The organism is Algoriphagus sp. AGSA1 (assembly GCF_021390545.1).
Classification (GTDB): Bacteria; Bacteroidota; Bacteroidia; order Cytophagales; family Cyclobacteriaceae; genus Algoriphagus.
On record NZ_JAJUWR010000022.1, the window covers coordinates 55,824 to 73,220 of the forward strand.

General features: G+C 43.0%; 12 protein-coding genes. 1 reads left to right on the forward strand and 11 read right to left on the reverse strand.

Annotated elements, in window-relative coordinates; translation table 11 throughout:
• Positions 1–65: 65 nt before the first annotated feature.
• From LZF95_RS17340 to LZF95_RS17380, 9 genes are all read right to left on the reverse strand, one after another.
• On the reverse strand, positions 66–494 hold the full coding sequence (locus LZF95_RS17340; RefSeq protein ID WP_233756291.1) for a hypothetical protein: 429 nt from the start codon (positions 492–494) through the stop codon (positions 66–68).
• 90 nt (positions 495–584) lie between these two features.
• Entirely contained in the window at positions 585–1,991 is a 1,407-nt protein-coding gene (locus LZF95_RS27690; protein WP_233756292.1) for an OmpA family protein, read from the reverse strand.
• Positions 1,992–2,264: 273 nt separating this feature from the next.
• Positions 2,265–3,488 (reverse strand): alkaline phosphatase family protein, encoded by a 1,224-nt coding sequence (locus LZF95_RS17350; RefSeq protein ID WP_233756293.1) that lies wholly within the window; start codon positions 3,486–3,488, stop codon positions 2,265–2,267.
• A gap of 77 nt (positions 3,489–3,565) precedes the next feature.
• Positions 3,566–5,356: a RagB/SusD family nutrient uptake outer membrane protein gene (locus tag LZF95_RS17355; protein ID WP_233756294.1), complete on the reverse strand. Its 1,791-nt coding sequence runs from the start codon at positions 5,354–5,356 to the stop codon at positions 3,566–3,568.
• 261 nt (positions 5,357–5,617) lie between these two features.
• Entirely contained in the window at positions 5,618–8,851 is a 3,234-nt protein-coding gene (locus LZF95_RS17360; protein ID WP_233756295.1) for a TonB-dependent receptor, read from the reverse strand.
• 515 nt (positions 8,852–9,366) lie between these two features.
• A complete protein-coding gene (locus LZF95_RS17365; protein WP_233756296.1) occupies positions 9,367–10,185 on the reverse strand; it encodes a tyrosine-protein phosphatase in 819 nt (272 codons plus the stop codon).
• A gap of 9 nt (positions 10,186–10,194) precedes the next feature.
• The gene (locus LZF95_RS17370; protein WP_233756297.1) at positions 10,195–13,053 is read right to left on the reverse strand and encodes a TonB-dependent receptor; all 2,859 of its coding nucleotides are present in this window, start codon (positions 13,051–13,053) and stop codon (positions 10,195–10,197) included.
• Positions 13,054–13,798: 745 nt separating this feature from the next.
• Positions 13,799–14,884 (reverse strand): AraC family transcriptional regulator, encoded by a 1,086-nt coding sequence (locus tag LZF95_RS17375; protein ID WP_233756298.1) that lies wholly within the window; start codon positions 14,882–14,884, stop codon positions 13,799–13,801.
• A gap of 215 nt (positions 14,885–15,099) precedes the next feature.
• Positions 15,100–15,261 (reverse strand): hypothetical protein, encoded by a 162-nt coding sequence (locus LZF95_RS17380; protein WP_233756299.1) that lies wholly within the window; start codon positions 15,259–15,261, stop codon positions 15,100–15,102.
• A 211-nt stretch (positions 15,262–15,472) separates the two neighbouring features.
• Between LZF95_RS17380 and LZF95_RS17385 the strand changes: the two genes are divergently transcribed.
• On the forward strand, positions 15,473–16,075 hold the full coding sequence (locus LZF95_RS17385; protein ID WP_233756300.1) for a TetR family transcriptional regulator: 603 nt from the start codon (positions 15,473–15,475) through the stop codon (positions 16,073–16,075).
• Here the strand turns inward: LZF95_RS17385 and LZF95_RS17390 are convergent.
• Both LZF95_RS17390 and LZF95_RS17395 read right to left on the reverse strand, forming a co-directional pair.
• A complete protein-coding gene (locus LZF95_RS17390; RefSeq protein WP_233756301.1) occupies positions 16,036–16,287 on the reverse strand; it encodes a hypothetical protein in 252 nt (83 codons plus the stop codon). The two genes, LZF95_RS17385 and LZF95_RS17390, sit on opposite strands and share 40 nt — an antisense overlap.
• Positions 16,288–16,376: 89 nt before the next feature.
• Positions 16,377–17,279, reverse strand: coding sequence for an NAD(P)-dependent oxidoreductase (locus LZF95_RS17395; protein WP_233756302.1), 903 nt, complete (start codon positions 17,277–17,279; stop codon positions 16,377–16,379).
• Between the last annotated feature and the right edge of the window lie 118 nt (positions 17,280–17,397).

The following is a 17,397-nucleotide window of genomic DNA, read 5'->3' on the forward strand; positions in this document are numbered from 1 at the left end:
AAAGCACCAAGATTGCTCCTGATGCTTTTCAAACCTATGTTCAGAGGTTCCTGCTGAGACTACCTTTACCTCACCAACACCACTATCCCGAATTCTTCTTCATCAAAAGTGAGCTTCACGGAACTGTTGCTGATTTTTTCCAGCGTGGCATTACCTATGGGACTCTCCATCCTGTTTCCGGTGATCACATAATCAACATCCACTCCCAAGCCGTCATTCAGCACTGCTGCGCAATAAGTGCTGTTTCCATCACTTGCACTTGCATGTGGATTGACATTAAGTACTCCACCTGCCATAAAATTATAAGAAGTTTGCCGGTTGCACTCATCGATAATTTCAGGCTCACCAGACAAGGTGAAAATCTCAGAGATTGTCCATTCTCCCATCATAAACTGGGAATAATCAGTGGCTGGCTCCTCCTTTTCTTTACAGTTAGAAAGTAAAAGGACAGTTACCATGCTAAGAACCAAAAGATTGATATAATGAAGTTTCATTGTGAATTAAATGTTTTGTTTTTAAAAATTGATTTCAGATTGTCAAGATTATCTAGGTCTTGTTACCTACCAGAAAGGATTGGATCAGAATTAATTAAGGATGAATTCTACCCTTCTATTATTTGCCTTGCTTGTCGGGGTGTTGTTCTCCGCCACGGGATCCGAAGCACCTTTTCCAGAAGTTTGTATTGCATTACTAACACCAAATTCGGTTTGTAAAGCCCTCATTACAGCAGCTGCACGTTCCTCAGATAGGCGCTGGTTCAGTTCCGCTGAGCCATCACTATCTGTATGTCCGATGATTGACACGGCTTTACCAGATTCGGACTTCAAAGCATCTGCGATTTCTTTAAGAATAGCATAGGATTCTGGTTTAATTTCCGCCGAACCTGAGTTGAACGTGATTGCAGAAGTACTGTAAGTTCCGCTTTCCAATAACTTGCTGCGGGTATCCGGCTGCCCTACAGCATAGCGTAGGTTGCTGAGGTAGTAATTGTCTCCATCAGCAGAATTTGCGACATAGAAGCGGGCACTGCTGAGCTTTACATCTTTCTGAAATGCTGCCGTCAGATCCAACACCTTCTCTTCATTGGCAAAGACCTGAACACGCCTGCCCATGCGGGAAATGGAGATATGAATAGGCTTGTTGGCCCCTTCGGCATTAATGAGGTGCTTGGCATTAAAATCATTCCTGAAATTCAATCCCTTTTCGGTATGAACTGCTTTTCTGGCAATGATAAAGGGTCCCCCATCATGACTGTTGCCCGAAAACTGGATACCTAAATAGTTATCGGATAATTTCTGTAGGGTGAAGTAGTCCCCGGTACCCTCCCATCCCAAATTTGCTTCTGGATTGGCTATATCAGTGAACACCAGCATAAGGTTTCTACTTGAACTAAATGACCCAAACTCAAAGTCATACATCAAATCAAATTCCAACGTAAAATTTTCAGGAAAATCACTAAGGTACTCAGGTATAAAATTGCCTTTGGTCTTGTTAAACCATACCCAATTACCCTCAATTCCGTCAAAGTTGACAATTTCAGCTGTTCCGGTAGTGATCCATGAAGCAGGCAGATCTCCTACTTTATCCTGCATAAAATCATCATAGGCGATGATTTCCTCTCCCTGCACAAAAGAAAACTTGGTGTATTTGGACAAGCTGGGGGAACCTGCTGAGTGCATCTCCGAATCCATCTCCCCCTGGCTTTGCTCATCCCCCCAATCTTCTGAGCCATACTCACCGCCCATCCCCTGTCCATCACCAGACCCCATACCGTTGGACTGATTTCCGTCATTCCCCTTATTCTTTTTGCCTTTTTTAGTGAAAATTCCCTTTACGCCATTGACGATACCGTCTCCTACAGATTCAATGGTTTCATCCACTGTTCGCTCGGCTTTATTTGTGGATGATTCTTTGGCCCGCTCCACTACCCGTTCTTTTATTTGGGCCTGAAGGGGCATTATACTCCCTCCTATCATAAAAAGTACAGCCACACAAATTGTTTTTTCTATCCTTTTCAAATACATAGCATTTTTCAGTCTGGTTAAACTTGATTCTGCTACTTAGTCTGGGATAGTAAAAAAAGGTAAACAAAAAATTACGCATGGGCAGAGTTCATTAGGCCCAACAATTGTAGGATTATGTAGGAAAGTTACTGTACAGGAAGCTAATTATATGAAAAAAAACCATGGTTATTTTAAGCGTAAAATCAGGTTTTATACTGATTTTACGCCCTAAATATGTTATCATGATGAAAAGCTCACGTATCAATTCTGAACCCAATAATTAAGGTAACCGGCATCTGTTTCCAACACCACTTTATAAACATCAGATTGGATTCCCTGTAAAGTCATACTGGCACTTTCCTCGTCCAGATCCACTTCACCGACCAACCAATAATTATCCAATCCGCCCGTTTTGAAATTATTCGTGGTGGACACCCAAACCCTACCTTTCTGGCCTTGGGAAAGAGATTTCCATTTTAATTCCAACTTACTTTGATGCCGATTCGCTGTAAGACCAGTTGCCTGTACCGGCCCTATAAACGGCGTTCCGTCGAGCTCCATTGCTATCCTTTTGGGAATCTTTAACCCCAGATGAAGTGCCATTGCAGGTAGGATATCTACCATTTCCGGTTTCCGGTCAAAATACGAATTGGTCATTTTGGAATTGGTGGCAATCCATATAGTCCTTTCCCGTTCACTCTGACCCCCATGTCCAAAGCCATCCGCTTCCCTCCCATGATCGGTGGTAATGATCAGCAGCCAATCTTCTTTAAAATACATTTGCCTAAATTGGATTGCCTCCCAGACTCTACCGATCTGCACATCTGCTTTTTGCACCGCATCGATCATCTGGGGGCTGTTGCCAAACCTATGCCCCATGTCATCCGAATATTCCAGATACATCCAAGAAAGATCCGGCCCCTCCTTATGGATATAGCTTGCCGCCTCTTTGGAAACCAACTCATCTATCTGGTGTATATATAAGCGATCTTCCCCATGCGGGAAATTCAGCGTATCCAATTCCATCCCGTCGAAGAAATAATCAAACTCAAAATGATCAGTCTGAGGAAGATTTACTCCAACCAACTTTGTCCTGTTGTCCAGCCAAGTTGAAAATATTGCCGTTTTCTTTTTTGGATCCGTTTTCTTCAGCATCCTGAAAATCGTCCAGTAATTATAATTCGGATTTTCGATACTGTTGTCCCAGACATTGTGCTTATTTGCCCATACACCTGTAAGCAAAGAATTGTACCCCACTGCGGATATAGTCGGAGTTTCTGAATAACCCCCGACTTCACCGCCCATACTCGCCAAAGCAAATCCTCCCTCTGCTATAACTTTGTCTATGTTGGGAGTAGCCACAGAATCCATCACATCGGCTGGTATCCCGTCAAGGATGACAAATAGGACTTTTTTCTCGTTTTCCTGGGCAAATGTCTGGGAGGAGAGGACTCCCAACAGAACCAACATTACTAACTTCTTCATTGTTATTTTACCTAATCTATAGTTTTAGAGAGCAATGGCCTGGCTTTGATCGGAGGAGCTATTGCATTAATTTTAATTTAATTCCAGCCAAAAATCTGCTGAAGGTTAGGATTCAAAGTCATCTGCTGGATTGGTACGGGACGGTAATAATATTTAGGTTCCTCAAAATTCCTGGCTCTTGTATCGGTAACCATCCTACCGCCATTAGCTCCGTTTTCCAAAAAGACATCTACGTTTTCATCTATGGTACCGGCTTTGTAATAGATCAATTCAACACCAAGACTGTTCTTTTCTTTGGCATCTCCCACCGGAATAGGGGTGTCTTTTCCAATTAAAATCACGTCTTCGATGCCATCTCCTGTCAAATCATACTTACCCAGTCCTGCAAAATACATTCCCTGAGGGATCTCTTCCAAGAGTTTACCGGCATGCCATCTCATCAGATCATCGTAACGGTAACCTTCCATCGCCAATTCCACCCTTCTCTCTCTACGTATTTCCAGCAAAACCCCCAGATTTGAGCCATTCAGGTTAGGATATTTTTCCATCAAGAACGGATCAGGATCGGAATTCGCCTCGACCATGCTCAGATGTGGCATTCCCGCACGCTGACGCAACAGGTTTACAGACTTATCAAGATCAGTCTGTGTCAATGAATTCAATTCCGCTTTGGCTTCTGCATAGGTCAAAAGAACCTCGGCGAATCTATAAACAGGGAAATCAACACTTCCGGCAGCCACTGCATCCGTGGTATTTTGGTAACCTTTCAGTTGGTGATAACCTGTAAAATTTTTATTTAGTGACTGGATATAAGGAGTAGTGTTGGGCTGTCTAACCCAGCCAGGATATACTATGGTCTGCATCAGCCGTGGATCCCTGTTTTGAAACTCGGCGACAAACCCCATTTCCCCATGACCCTCTATGTCTGTAAACCTGGTTCCATCACTCATCAGATACCCCATCACCAGATCACGTGAAGGGGACTGTTCGTAATCCCCAAACACCGTGTAATTGATGTTCCCATCCCTATCCTTATTGGCATCATAGGCATTGGTAAGTATGACCTCGGGATTACCAAGCAGATTACTACTTCCAAACAAAGCCGCATAATCCCGGCTTGGATTTCCTGAGTTATAAATGCTATATAAACCTGCATCCATGATTTCTTCCGACAGCTCAACAGCCTTTTGCAAAAGAGCTGATGAACTTGACTCTAGCCCCAGTTCGGGATGGTATTTTCTATAGCTTCCCTCATAAAGCATAAGCCTTGAATAAAAGGCTTTGACGGCCCAAAAGCCAGGAGTACCGGCTGGAACTTCTTCCCTGACATGCTGTGAGGCAAACTCAAGATCTTCTATGATTTTCCCCATCACGAATTCCCTTGAATCCTGTCCTTTATAAAGCCCCTCATCGTCGGGATTAAGCGCGGTTTCGTACCAAGGCACATCGGAATACCTTTTGACCATCCCAAAATAGAATACCGCTCTGTAATACCTGGCCAATCCCACAAAATGCGAGATGGCCTCTTCGGAAGCATTGGCTTGCTGATAATTATCCAGGAAGTAATTGATGTTTCTCAACGAAGTCCAATTCCAGCCTCCGGTAAGGGTCTGTGAACTCGGAGTGCCCGTAAGCATATTTTTGATTTCAATAGCCCCAGTGGTTGCCATATTATCGCTGCTCTGATCCGCCTGATAGCTACCTGGACCAGGCATGCTCAGCAGCCCGTTAATATAAAGTTCCAAGTCTTCTTCTGATTTAAAAAACTCCTCAGGCGCAACAGAGGTTTGCGGATAGCGGTCTAGAAAATCGTCGTTGCAGGAGGAAAACATCATCACTGCTCCGAATATTAGGATATATTTTTTCATGTGATTATAATTTGTTTTTAAGGGCCATGGTGAAACTGATATTCGAAGATTCCCCGTGGGCAAGCATACATTTCTATCTGACATTTGCATGATGCTAGACTTCATCTGTATATGATTGTTTTTTTAAGGCCAGATAGCCTGTCCCGATCCGCCGCGGCGGATCGGGAGAATCTTTGACGATTAATCCGCCAGTCTGCGGAGCCCTGTGTATTTTAATGATGATTTTAATCGTGTCGATTTCATAACCTTATTCCATTTTTATTACAAATCTATGTTTAGCCCAAAAGCGAATTTTCTCTGAAAAGGATAGGCCCATCCATAGCCATCATTTATTGCCTCAGGATCAAAAATTTTCTTGATTGGGGAAAACTCAAAAATGTTCTCACCGGTCACATATACTCTCACTCTGGAAACTTTAAATTTCTCCAAGACCGGGGCGGGGATAGTGTAGCCAAGTGTCACATTCTTGATCCTTAAATAAGCCGCATTCTGCAAATACCTTGTTTGGGGAATATCCAATCCCGCTCCATAGTTATTATCTGCCAGCCAAGCTTGGAGTACAGGGAATTCTGAGTTCAGATTCTGCTGCGCCAAACCTGCCTCGATATAGGCTTGGGAATGCTGGGCCATCAAATCCGCAGTATCATCTTCTCCTCTATAAAAGTCAAGATTCCAGGGATAGATATTCGCGTAGGGTTGCTGATAGGGTCCCCAGTACAGGTAATGTCTTGGATAATAATCCCGCTTCCCCACTCCCTGAAGGAACACAGACAGATCAAATCCGCTGTAACTCACATCCAAAGTCACCCCATAACGATATCTGGCGGTGGTGTCCGCCACAATAGTCAGATCTTTAGGATCAAACTCGGTCAGCCCCTGTTCGATTTTCCCGTCACCATTCAGATCCTTGTATTTTGGCCAGCCAGGTACTACGTCAATGGCCCCCCAGGGAACAATAGCTGACTGATCCAGCTGTTCGATCTGATCTTGGTTTTCCATGATGCCATCATTGACCAATCCCCAGATTTCTCCAATATTCTGACCTACACGGTAGCTGGAAAACAGACCGTTTTCATTTTGGAAACTGGTGATTTGGGATCGCGAGTCAGAAAGATTCGCCCGAATACCGAACCTCACGGGATTGGAAGCACTTCCAAACTGATCCCTATAACCTAATGTAACTTCAAAGCCTTTGGTGCGTAGGTCTGCCGCATTTTGCTTAGGCGGACTGGTGCCCAGTACTGCTGGAAGTTCAACGGGGTCGGTAAGCATCCCTTTTGTATCCCTGATAAAATAATCAAAAGTACCTGTAACCCGATCTCCCAACAACCCAAAGTCCAGCCCCACATTGTTGGTCACTACTTTCTCCCACGTGTAATTCGTTGGATCTACTGCCAGCAAAGGGGAAGATGTAATGACCGTCTGCCTGTCTCCATCGATCAGATATTCTGATAGCCCTGTAGGCAAAGTCTGGATATATCCAAAATTGGAAACATTCTGGTTGCCCAGACTACCATAAGAAGCCCTGATCTTAAATGTGGAAACCACATGGGTCAGCCCCGAGAAAAAATCCTCATCCATCATCAGCCAAGATCCCGATACCGAAGGAAAAAAGCCCCAACGGTTGTCGGAAGGAAACCTGGAGGAACCATCATAGCGACCATTTAACTCCAGAATATACTTTTGCCTGAAAGAATAATTAATCCTACCAAAACCACTCCTCAACGCATAAGTACTATAGGAAGGGGTAATAAACGCATCCCCGGTCGTCAATCCCAAATACGGCAGGGAAGATGAGATCAACACCCTTCTTTCGGCCTGAACGGTGGAATACTCGTAGTTTTCCTGATTGTACCCAACCAACAGATCAAACCTATGATCTCCCAAGGTTTTGGAGTATTTCCCAAATAGATCAAAAATAGTGTTGACAAGGGTACCATTTCGCTCGATTACTGAGCCCTCCCCTCCTTCTGTTCTTATATCCTCTGGCCCAAAACCAATGTTGTATTTTCTTCTATCCCAATTGTATTTCCACTGCTCACGTTTAAAACTTGCCCTGCCGGTAAAAGTCAGATCACCATTGAGAAAAGATCCAGTGGCCTGAAGGATGTTTTGAAATCCGAACATATCTTCTTTTCGTTTGCCCCCATCGACCAATTCCGCCGCCAATCTCCCGGCACCAGTATTTGCCCAGGTACCATCCGGATTTTTATCCACATCAGTTGGCTGTAGATAGTAGATATCTGTTATGTTCTTGGTAGGATCAGCTCTTTCAGTCTGATAGAGATTAAGGTTATTGTCCACAGACAACCAATCCAGTGGCCTGGCATTGATTTTGGCGCGCATGGAATACCTGTCCCAATAATCCGGCGTAAGCTTGTTCAAGCCATTTTCCTTGGTGTAATCACCAGCAACATAGTAACCGATCGGCATCTTCCCACCGCTGTTGCCACTGATGGAAAGACTCTGGTTTGTGGAAAAACTTGATGAATTGAAAAAGTAATCATTCCAGTTATTGCTACCCATATATGCCCATAGACTGGGATCGGTAGGATCCAGGCGGGTGTTCTCCACCGAAGGATCATCCGAGCGCTCCCTTGCCCATTGGTAATGGGCATCTGAATAATTCACATAATCCCAAGGAGTGTTATTTGTTGCTGTTTCCAGAACCCTGGAGTAGATGTAGGGATCGGTTACGGGCTTAGGCAGTACAGATGGCCTTCCCCAAGCATAGTAACTATTGTAAGATATCTGCTGCTTTCCTTCCGCTCCGCTTTTGGTAGTGATTAGGATTACCCCGAAAGCAGCTCTTGCACCGTAGATTGCGGCAGATGCCGCATCCCTAAGCACGGAATAGGACTCAATATCAGCAGGACTCAATCTCAACAGGTCGCTTTCATTGCCCGGTATCCCATCGATCACAATCAAAGGCCCTCCCCCATTGATGGAGGTAAAACCTCTGATATTGATGTTTGGTACAGTTCCAGGTTTACCTCCCTGATAAGTAATGTTTAACCCCGGACTCATACCCTGAAGTCCCTGCACCACATTGGCAATGGGTCTGTTGGCAATGTCTTCCCCCGCCAACTGGTCCACGGCGCCGGTGACATTGATTTTTTTCTGGCTACCATACCCTACCACGACCACCTGATCCAAGAGCGTATCCTCTTCCTTCATCGACAGATTGATCTCAGACCTCCCGTTCACAGCTTCCTCAATACTCTGAAAACCTATGAATGAGAATACTAGGATCGCATCCTCTGAACCAGATATTATTCTATACATTCCTTCCAGATCAGTGATAACACCATTTTGGGTTCCCTTCTCTAGCACTGAAACACCCGGTAGGGCCTCACCTGAGGCATCGGTTACTTTCCCCTTGATCTCACCTTGGGCAAAGGCCTGGAAACTTACAATTAACAGAATCGACAGCATCAGGCCTTTCTGTTGAATTTCCTTCCAAATGATAGAAGGTATTGGTAAAGAATTATCCATATACTATTGGGTTAAGTTTAGAAATGCCATCAAATCACCTAGTCTAAAACCAGTTCAACAAAACAATAATTTATTGAACATTCATTCAATATTAAATATTGAAATCATAAAATCAAAGGAATTATATTTCAAATAACCATAGAATAATAATTGATTAACAATTAAATAGTAATCTTCACAGTAAAGCAATGGAGACTTAACAAGAATGCGGAAGAGCAATCCCTAGTTTAATTTTTTTCAACCAAAGGGTTTTATCATAAGCGTAGGTACCCATGCTTTCTGTCGGGTAACGACATTTCCACCAGACTGCCACAATCTGGAAAAATGGGTCAACACCGGAGGACCTGACAAGCTCATAACCCAAGGCTAAATGGAGCTGAGTATCTTCAGTATTTTAAAAGCTTTTTGGTTGTTTGCCAATAAAATGCCGGTTTACCTATAGACTATTCTATACCTAAAAAACAGAGGGCAACAGAATTTTTTCTGCTGCCCTCGAATGAATTGGTCGAAAAAAACTAAACCTTCTTCAGAAATTTGGCTCTTAATCTTGCTTTTTCCTTTTCCCCAATACCGAACTCTTTCTCCAGCATGGCATCTATACTTCCATATTTCTTCTCGATCTCAGCCCAAGCCGATTCTAGATATGCTGGCTGCACCCCCATCAAATACCTGGCTCTATCCTTTGATATCCCATACATGGCCAACTTGTTTTCATCGAGCTTCTGCACAGCATCATTTGACCTCAAATAGTCAGACATGATGGTATCCCAATCAGCCCCTAGGATATGAAGCAATAGAGAGGACGCCAAACCTGTCCTGTCTTTGCCCGCACTACAATGGAATAGGACTACAGCATCCTGATCTAGCAGGCTTTCAAAGAATGGCGTATAATCCGCAATATGTACTACAAAATTCCTATTCGCCTCCACCATCAAGGAATCTAGGCTCTCTGTCCTGAATTCATCCCTATTGAGCACCTCCATAAATTTGCCCATGGCATTTTGATCCATTGCTCCTATAGGGGAAGAGACATAGGTAGCATGCAATGAAGCAGGGATATCATCCGGCTCCCGCTCGATTTCGAAAGCAGAGCGGAAATCCACAATTGTATTAATATTGGTCTTGGCCAGTTTCTCCTGATCTGCCTCCGGTAGATGACTGAAGCTCCCAGAGCGATAGATCATTTCATCTCTGATCAAATACCCCTCACCAACTGCAATTCCGCCCAGCTCTCTGAAATTAGGGCTTGATTCAAGTCCAAGGTTTTTTTGTGCAACTGCCTGCAATGTGGCAAGCATTGTCGCCGAAATAAATAGTGTTTTTACTGTCTTCATAAGTATTGGTTAGAATATAACATATCTAAGTCCAGCCTGACCATTGGTAGCATACCATTCGCTGGAGGTAATCCGGTTTTTGTTTTCGCCAAGGTATTGGACATAGGGCTCATTGGTGAGGTTTCTTACTTCCGCGAACACTTTGATTCGTTCGGAAATGGAATAAGCCGCAGAGAAGTCAACTGTAAAATTTTTGCCTACATGTATGTAATAATCCGGCCCCAGATTTTGGTTGATGGTCTCTACAGAATGGCCTCTGTAGTTTCCTGCCAACCTCAACATCAATCCGTTTTTCTCATAGAAAACAGATGCATTGAAGAGATTCCGCGATTGGTTTGGAAGTGAAGTAATATCCAGGGCAATCGGATCCCCATCCTCGCTGATTCTGGACACTTCCAATTCGGAATGGATAAGGGTATAATTAAGATCCACCCCAAAACCACCCCAGAATCCAGGTAAACCTGAAAAACGTTTAGTGATGCCCATTTCCAAACCCAGCAGATAAGCAGATTCCAGGTTTTTAGGCTGTGACACCAGATATCCAGTACCATCAATGGTTTCTGTAGAAAGATCCCTGAAAATGAAATTATCTATGTCCTTGAAGAAAACCCCGGCAGTCACCAATCCCACATCCTGTAGAAACCATTCACCCATGATATCGAAGTTATTGGAGAAAGTAGGCAGCAGGAATGTGTTTCCACGGGTGATTCTCGGTACTCCTCCGGTGACATCGATGTTTTCTGAAGGACTTAGGTCGGCAAAATTCGCCCTGGCAAAGGTGCGGGTATAGGCAAACCGCAGGTTTTTGTTCTCAGCCAGACTGTATTTGAAGTGCAACATTGGCAGAAAGGCGTTGTAACTATGCTCCTTGGTAATAGGACTTACCTCTTGATTTGCCACATCATACACCGAACTGTTCATTTCGATTTTGGTGTACTCATTTCTGAATCCACCAATCACTTTCAGCTTTGCATTGATGTCGTACATTCCCATAAGATATCCCGCATAGACATCCTCTGTTCCGTTGAATTTGGTAGTGGCATTGGAGGCAGGAGAGTAATCATTGATATCATTAGCAGCAAAAAACTCCGGTGAAAAGATTTCAAACACCTGGTTTTGAGTCATCGGGTTGATTGCCAGTCCATCAAACTGACCGTTCAATTCGCTGAAATAGGTACTTGCTACAGGAAAGTCCATCCTGTCAAACTCACTCAAGAATCTTAAAGGAGCGGAGTTGGGGATTCCAAGAGCGGCATTTGGCAGAAATACCTGGGGGGTATTCATCCCTTCATTTTTCTTAAACCTAAACTTACCGCCGGCCTTGAGGGTAAATTTAGAATCCTTATCCCAAGTGAAATCCATTTGCCCAACATTGTCTCTATCCCTTTGATCTATCTGATAAATAATCAGCTGCTGAAGAGACAAGCGACTTGGATCCAAAAAATCATTCTCATTGGTCAGTTGGGGATCAAAGTTAAGTGGGGCAATTCCTTTGCCATCAGGAGCATCGAAGGCATTATAAATCAGCCCATCTGATGATCTCCCACCGAAATCACCCGTCAGGTTTTGATAAAATTGGGCTATAGGAAGTCCTTTTTGATCAGATGGCATATTGGGAGGAGTATCGAGTCGGTAGAACATATCGTAGGAGGATACTTTCCAGTCGATCTTGAAGTTGGTAGCGACACTATGGTTACCGCCCAATTCAAATCCTTTCAAATTGGTCTTATACTCCGACTCCCGGTTACTGTAGCGATATCTATTTCTATTGAACTCGTAATAAGTCTCATACACCGGTCTTACATCATCGAATCTATCGCGTACGATACGGGCGAATACTTTGTTTGAAGGAGAAAACTCATATTCTACTGCAGCATTGATCGCAGAGGTAGTTCTTCTTCCATAGTAGCGCTTGGCGTTCATGGTGTTGATACTATACCTTTCCCCAGGATTCACTTTGGTCAGGTTATAGTCCAAAGCAATTTCATCGGAAGCAAAGTTTCTATTCCAGATAGATGCAGAGACTACAAAACCCAGTTTGCCGTTAAGAAGCCGGTCACCGTAAACCACGGAAGCATTGTAACTCCCCTTTTGGGATTTCTCACCATACCCACCAGCTAGGCTTATATTCAGCGTCCTGTCTTCCGGAGCGGTTCTGGTCACAAAGTTCACACTTCCTCCAATAGCATCTCCTTCCATATCCGGAGTGATAGCCTTGGAAAGCTGTACGTACTGGATCATTTCGGCAGGAATAGCATCCAAAAGTGAATTTCTATTTCCAAACACGTTGGCACTGGGAAGCCGGGTACCATTATATAAAGTAGATGCCCATGAATATGGAGTTCCCCTTACACTGACCTGGTTGGCTTCCCCATGATATCTGTTTACGCTGGCTCCGGGAAGGCGCTGCACTGCCTCTGCCGCATTTCTATCGGGGAGCTTACCTATGGCATCGGCGGCAATTACATCCATAATCGCCATAGAATTCCGCTTAATGGAGATAGCCTTCATCTGAGAAGGAATCATCGTACCGTTCATGACGTATTCTTCTAGATCTCCCGCGGTTTCAGCTAACACAATGTTTCCAAGTGAATTCTTCCCTGGCACTAGATCTACCTCTTGAGTCAAGGTCTCATAACCCAAGTAACTGATCCGAAGAGATACTTTTCCTACTGGGAGATTGGAAATATCAAACTTCCCCGACAAGTCTGTAGGAGCTCCATGGCTTGTCTCTACTACATAGACATTCACTCCCGGCAGATACCCATTTCCATCAGAAATCCTTCCTGATAATGAGGCGCTGGTTTGGGCATTTGCCACAAAGCTCCAGAGCACCAATACCAACATTAACTGTAATTGTTTTTGCATAGGTTTAAAATTTTCAACAAACCTATACATCCGGGATTCAGTTGTCGTCCGTATAAATTTACGTGTACTTTTCCCAGCGGGGATAGAATATAAAACACTGATCTACAGACTATTAAATAGAATTATCAAATAGTTATGAAAAAATTAACTAAGATAATGTGGGAGTTTTTCCTCTGTAATTAACCACATTTTCTTCGGCTTGGTCTAACAAGAAAGTCTGCCCATTCCGGTAAGCTGATCCCAACTAGCTTTAGATTACTGATCGTGCCGTTGGCACTCTGAAAAACATATCAATTATATCATTAACCCAGAATTGCATTCTGGGCATTTACAGGCCTTACCTTTGGTAAGGGAAATCATTCATGCCAGAAATTAGTTAAGTTGAGCGTTTGTGCCAAAGGCACAACAGGTAACCGCCCTGAATGCAGCAAAGCGAAATTCAGGGTTGAGAAATCCGAATGAATCTGTCAAGAGTGCCAACGGCACGATCGGTAAATCCTGGGGCACTCCTATATCTCTGGTAAACACTTTGAGAGCAAGGTGGTCAAACCCTAGTTTACTACATAGTAAAACATCACGATCCCTCCCCTGCTTTTAGAACTGATCTTTTTTAATGCTAACCAGTTCTTCTGGACTTTTTGAAAAAAAGGCAGAAAATACCCAACTACACTAACCTTTTACTCCCTTCCATTCAAGCTACTCAAAAAGTTTGACCACAATTGAAGACACCTAAGGGCTGAATAGCTCAGCTCACCACCTGAAACGATTTTTTATAATCGCTTGGACTTGATCCTGTAGCCTCTTTGAAATACTTGTAAAATGTGGATTTTGATTTAAACCCCGCTTCATATCCTACCAGCGTAAGATTCTCTTCCGTTGGGTTTTGAAGCAAAAGTTTGGATTCTTCAATCCTGGCTGAATTGATAAACTGATAAAAATTCTGTCCCAGATGTAAGTTCAATGCCTGTGTGATTTTGAGTTTGGGAAAACCAGTATCATTCGCCAGTTGATCCAAGCTATACTCCTGATCAAGATAGGGTTTATGGCTGGCAAAAAACGCCTGAATCCTAACCATCACCTCTTCCAGTTCCTCTTCCTTGATTTTTGAGTTTTTATATTTCGTCTGTGGGAGTATAGCCAGTTGGCTTTCCTCAGTAATCTGATTTTCCCTGGACAGGAGTATCCGCATTCTGATCTGCAATACCGAAAAAAACATACCCAACATCATCAAGAAATAGATATACCGCATATTTATACTGATGGCAAAGCCAAAGATCCTAGAAGCAAAGCCTATCAAAATCAGGAGAGAAAGGACTAAAAAACTCCCGGCGATTATCTTGGATACCAGCACCTTTTGTTTCAGCGCCCAAGACCCTCTGATAGATATCAAAGTATAAAAACAATATAAACCATACCCAGTGAACGAAATGAATACCATCCACTGGGTCAGCTGATGATAAAATTCCATTATTGCCTGGAAATCTGTCTCTATAAACAGAAAAACCAGCATCATGACATTCAATCCCAATCCTGTGAAAAACGGAATTCCATGGAGTAAAAGCTGCTTGAAATCAATGGATCTTCCGAGAATAGAGCAGCTATAAAAGTAGAGCAGGGGGCCATATAGCAAGGAAAAACAACCATGCAGTTTTTCGAATATTTCCCGGTCCTCAAAAAAAACAAGCAATGCGCCTTTATATACCAAATGGATAAATATAACGCCAAACAATATACTCAGATACAGATCTTCACCCTTATACCGCTTGTTGAGATAAATCAACAAACCGGTAGTAAGTGCTTGCAAGGTGACCACAGCGAGTATTATTCCCATGTCGCTTGATTTGGAAATGATGACATCTGAACAGAAGCCCTTTGGATCCGGCAAAGCATATCCATTACACCTGCGAATCCTCCCATTCTAACATAAAGTAAAGATACCTTGTAGGGATTAATTGGATATTAATCCAATGTTATGAATCAATACCGCACTCTTTGCTCCATATCACAGATGTCCCTATCCTTCCGGAGGAAAAATCGCTGGAACGCTCAAAGTATAGAATGAACTTGCCGTAAACCACTACCATCGGGTTTTACTTCGTTGGTGATAAGGGTGCGTTTTGCAACTGATGAGAATGAAAAAGTAGCACCCAGTGGGATTTCAGTAGCGGTTGATTCAGCAGGACACAGTAAAAAGTCTCTTCTTTTCATGGTTGTTTAACTGCTTTTATCGAACTAATACACTCATAATACTAAAACCCCAAACAAGTAAATTTCTTACCAAAGAGTTGCCCTGATCTTAAATTTGAAAACAAATCCATAAATTGAATGATCATTCAATTTTATATATCGTATTTCGTAGTGTCAAGGCATTTTTCCCGTAGAGAACAGCTATTTCATTTTCTAACAACACAGTATTAACATGAGCAATAAAATTTCCGAAGAACGCAAAAAAGAGATTATTGAAGGGTTTTATGAACTTTCCAAGAAAAACGGACTAGAAAACACTTCAATTGCTAAAATCGGAAAGCATCTTGATATGCCCCCTAGTCTGGTCATGCATTACTTTCCTACTAAAGAAATATTGATATCCAACCTGATATCCTATATTCTGGATCAGTACCTGAAGATCTACGAACCGGTCTTAAAGGAACTGGAGACAAAGCACTATGCAGATCCCCATACATTTGTGGACAAGCTGTTTTCCAGGGATTGGAACTTGCTTTTTGATGATGGAGTATTTTACAGTTGTTTCAGCTTGATTTTCCGCAATTCAAGAATCAAAGCTGAATACCGCCTCCTGCATGAAAAATTGCGCGAGTCATTAAAGGCTATTTTAGACCAAGATGAAAATCTCCGGGAAAAAGATACTGCCTTACTATCCGAACAGATCTTTGTAGTCGTGGAGGGGGCTTACTATTACCTATCGATGATCGATAATGAAGAAGTTTACAACAGAAAATTAGAGGTCTTTAAAAGTCAGGTTTATGATCTGCTGCGAAAATATGAAGTCCAGCATTTATAGAGCGCCATAAGGGCAATACCTGCCCACACTCCATTTACTGCCAGGTTTGCATGATCTGAAAAATGAAGCGCGTTGACCATCAGACACACTGCACCAAAAAAATTGAAAGCATGGTACTTAGGCTCTTCCTGTTTCCATATGCCTTTAGCCAGCAGGAAATAGGAGGAGACAAAAAAAGCAGCACCTAGCCATCCGATAAGTTGAAATATCATAACCCAATTATATTTTTCACCATTGTCTATTACCTTTAGTTAGTGTTTTGAAATCATTATGATATGCCTTGATTCCAACACAAATGGCCTCACTTCCAATCCAAGTATCTCCGCCATGGATGCTGTTCTTTAAATCCCAACACTTCTCGGATTTTTCGATTAGAAAATAAGCCTTCATACTCTCCTAGCTCACGAGTCAGGGGCACTCCCGGAAAAAACCTGTCTGCCAGCTCCCTGCTAGGGATAACTGCTCCATTTTGATCGTTTGCCGCATTAAAAACCTGATAGCCCAAACCATCCTTTTTCAAACACAAATCCACAATCTGTCCCAAATCCCGCGCGTCCATATAATTGAAAGCATTTCTACGCCGTACCACAGGATTATTGAGATAGTGGGGGAAAAGTTCAGCATATTCATGTGGCTCTATCACATTCCCTATACGCAAAGCATAGATGTCAATGCCAGACCTTCGTTGAAAACTACAGGCCGTTCTCTCATTTACCACCTTTGACAAACCATAACTATCCATAGGATCCACATCATAATCTTCCTCCAATGGAAGGGATTGAGGATTCGTCTTTCCATCTGAGAAACAAACCCCATAGGTGGTTTCCGAAGAAGCAATAATGACTTTCCTGACACCAAACTTCACAGCCGCTTCTATGACATTATATGTCCCCATGGTATTCACCCTGAAAGTCTCATTGTCAGGATTGATCAGAATCCTAGGCACCGCTGCGAAGTGTACCACTGCATCAAACTTGGGAACACCATTTCCTGCTTCCAACTCATCCAAACCAGCGTAGGAACTCATCGCATTGAACATCTGGCCGGAATCCGTGATATCAGCCACTAAATTATCCACACCTGGATGATCTAGAGGTTTAAGATCCACATTCAACACTCGATGACCCTGATCAAGAAGGTATGGAATTACATGTTTTCCTGCTTTCCCAGATCCTCCGGTAAAAAACACTCTTTTTGTAGTCATATAGTTGTTTGGTTTTGGTGAAGTTGGGGAAGTCTTGCTTCCCCTATTAGTTGCACAAAGGAGACGAAGGACTCCTTCTTTATTTAGCTTCTTATAAGCTAGCTACAATAGAATCAGA

Coding starts and splice junctions, on each gene's coding strand:
- LZF95_RS17365 (WP_233756296.1), bottom strand. CDS start 10,185: ATGAAGACAGTAAAAACACTATTTATTTCGGCGACAATGCTTGCCACA.
- LZF95_RS17370 (WP_233756297.1), bottom strand. CDS start 13,053: ATGCAAAAACAATTACAGTTAATGTTGGTATTGGTGCTCTGGAGCTTT.
- LZF95_RS17360 (WP_233756295.1), bottom strand. CDS start 8,851: ATGGATAATTCTTTACCAATACCTTCTATCATTTGGAAGGAAATTCAA.
- LZF95_RS17380 (WP_233756299.1), bottom strand. CDS start 15,261: ATGAAAAGAAGAGACTTTTTACTGTGTCCTGCTGAATCAACCGCTACT.
- LZF95_RS17355 (WP_233756294.1), bottom strand. CDS start 5,356: ATGAAAAAATATATCCTAATATTCGGAGCAGTGATGATGTTTTCCTCC.
- LZF95_RS17375 (WP_233756298.1), bottom strand. CDS start 14,884: ATGGGAATAATACTCGCTGTGGTCACCTTGCAAGCACTTACTACCGGT.
- LZF95_RS17395 (WP_233756302.1), bottom strand. CDS start 17,279: ATGACTACAAAAAGAGTGTTTTTTACCGGAGGATCTGGGAAAGCAGGA.
- LZF95_RS17385 (WP_233756300.1), top strand. CDS start 15,473: ATGAGCAATAAAATTTCCGAAGAACGCAAAAAAGAGATTATTGAAGGG.
- LZF95_RS17340 (WP_233756291.1), bottom strand. CDS start 494: ATGAAACTTCATTATATCAATCTTTTGGTTCTTAGCATGGTAACTGTC.
- LZF95_RS17390 (WP_233756301.1), bottom strand. CDS start 16,287: ATGATATTTCAACTTATCGGATGGCTAGGTGCTGCTTTTTTTGTCTCC.
- LZF95_RS17350 (WP_233756293.1), bottom strand. CDS start 3,488: ATGAAGAAGTTAGTAATGTTGGTTCTGTTGGGAGTCCTCTCCTCCCAG.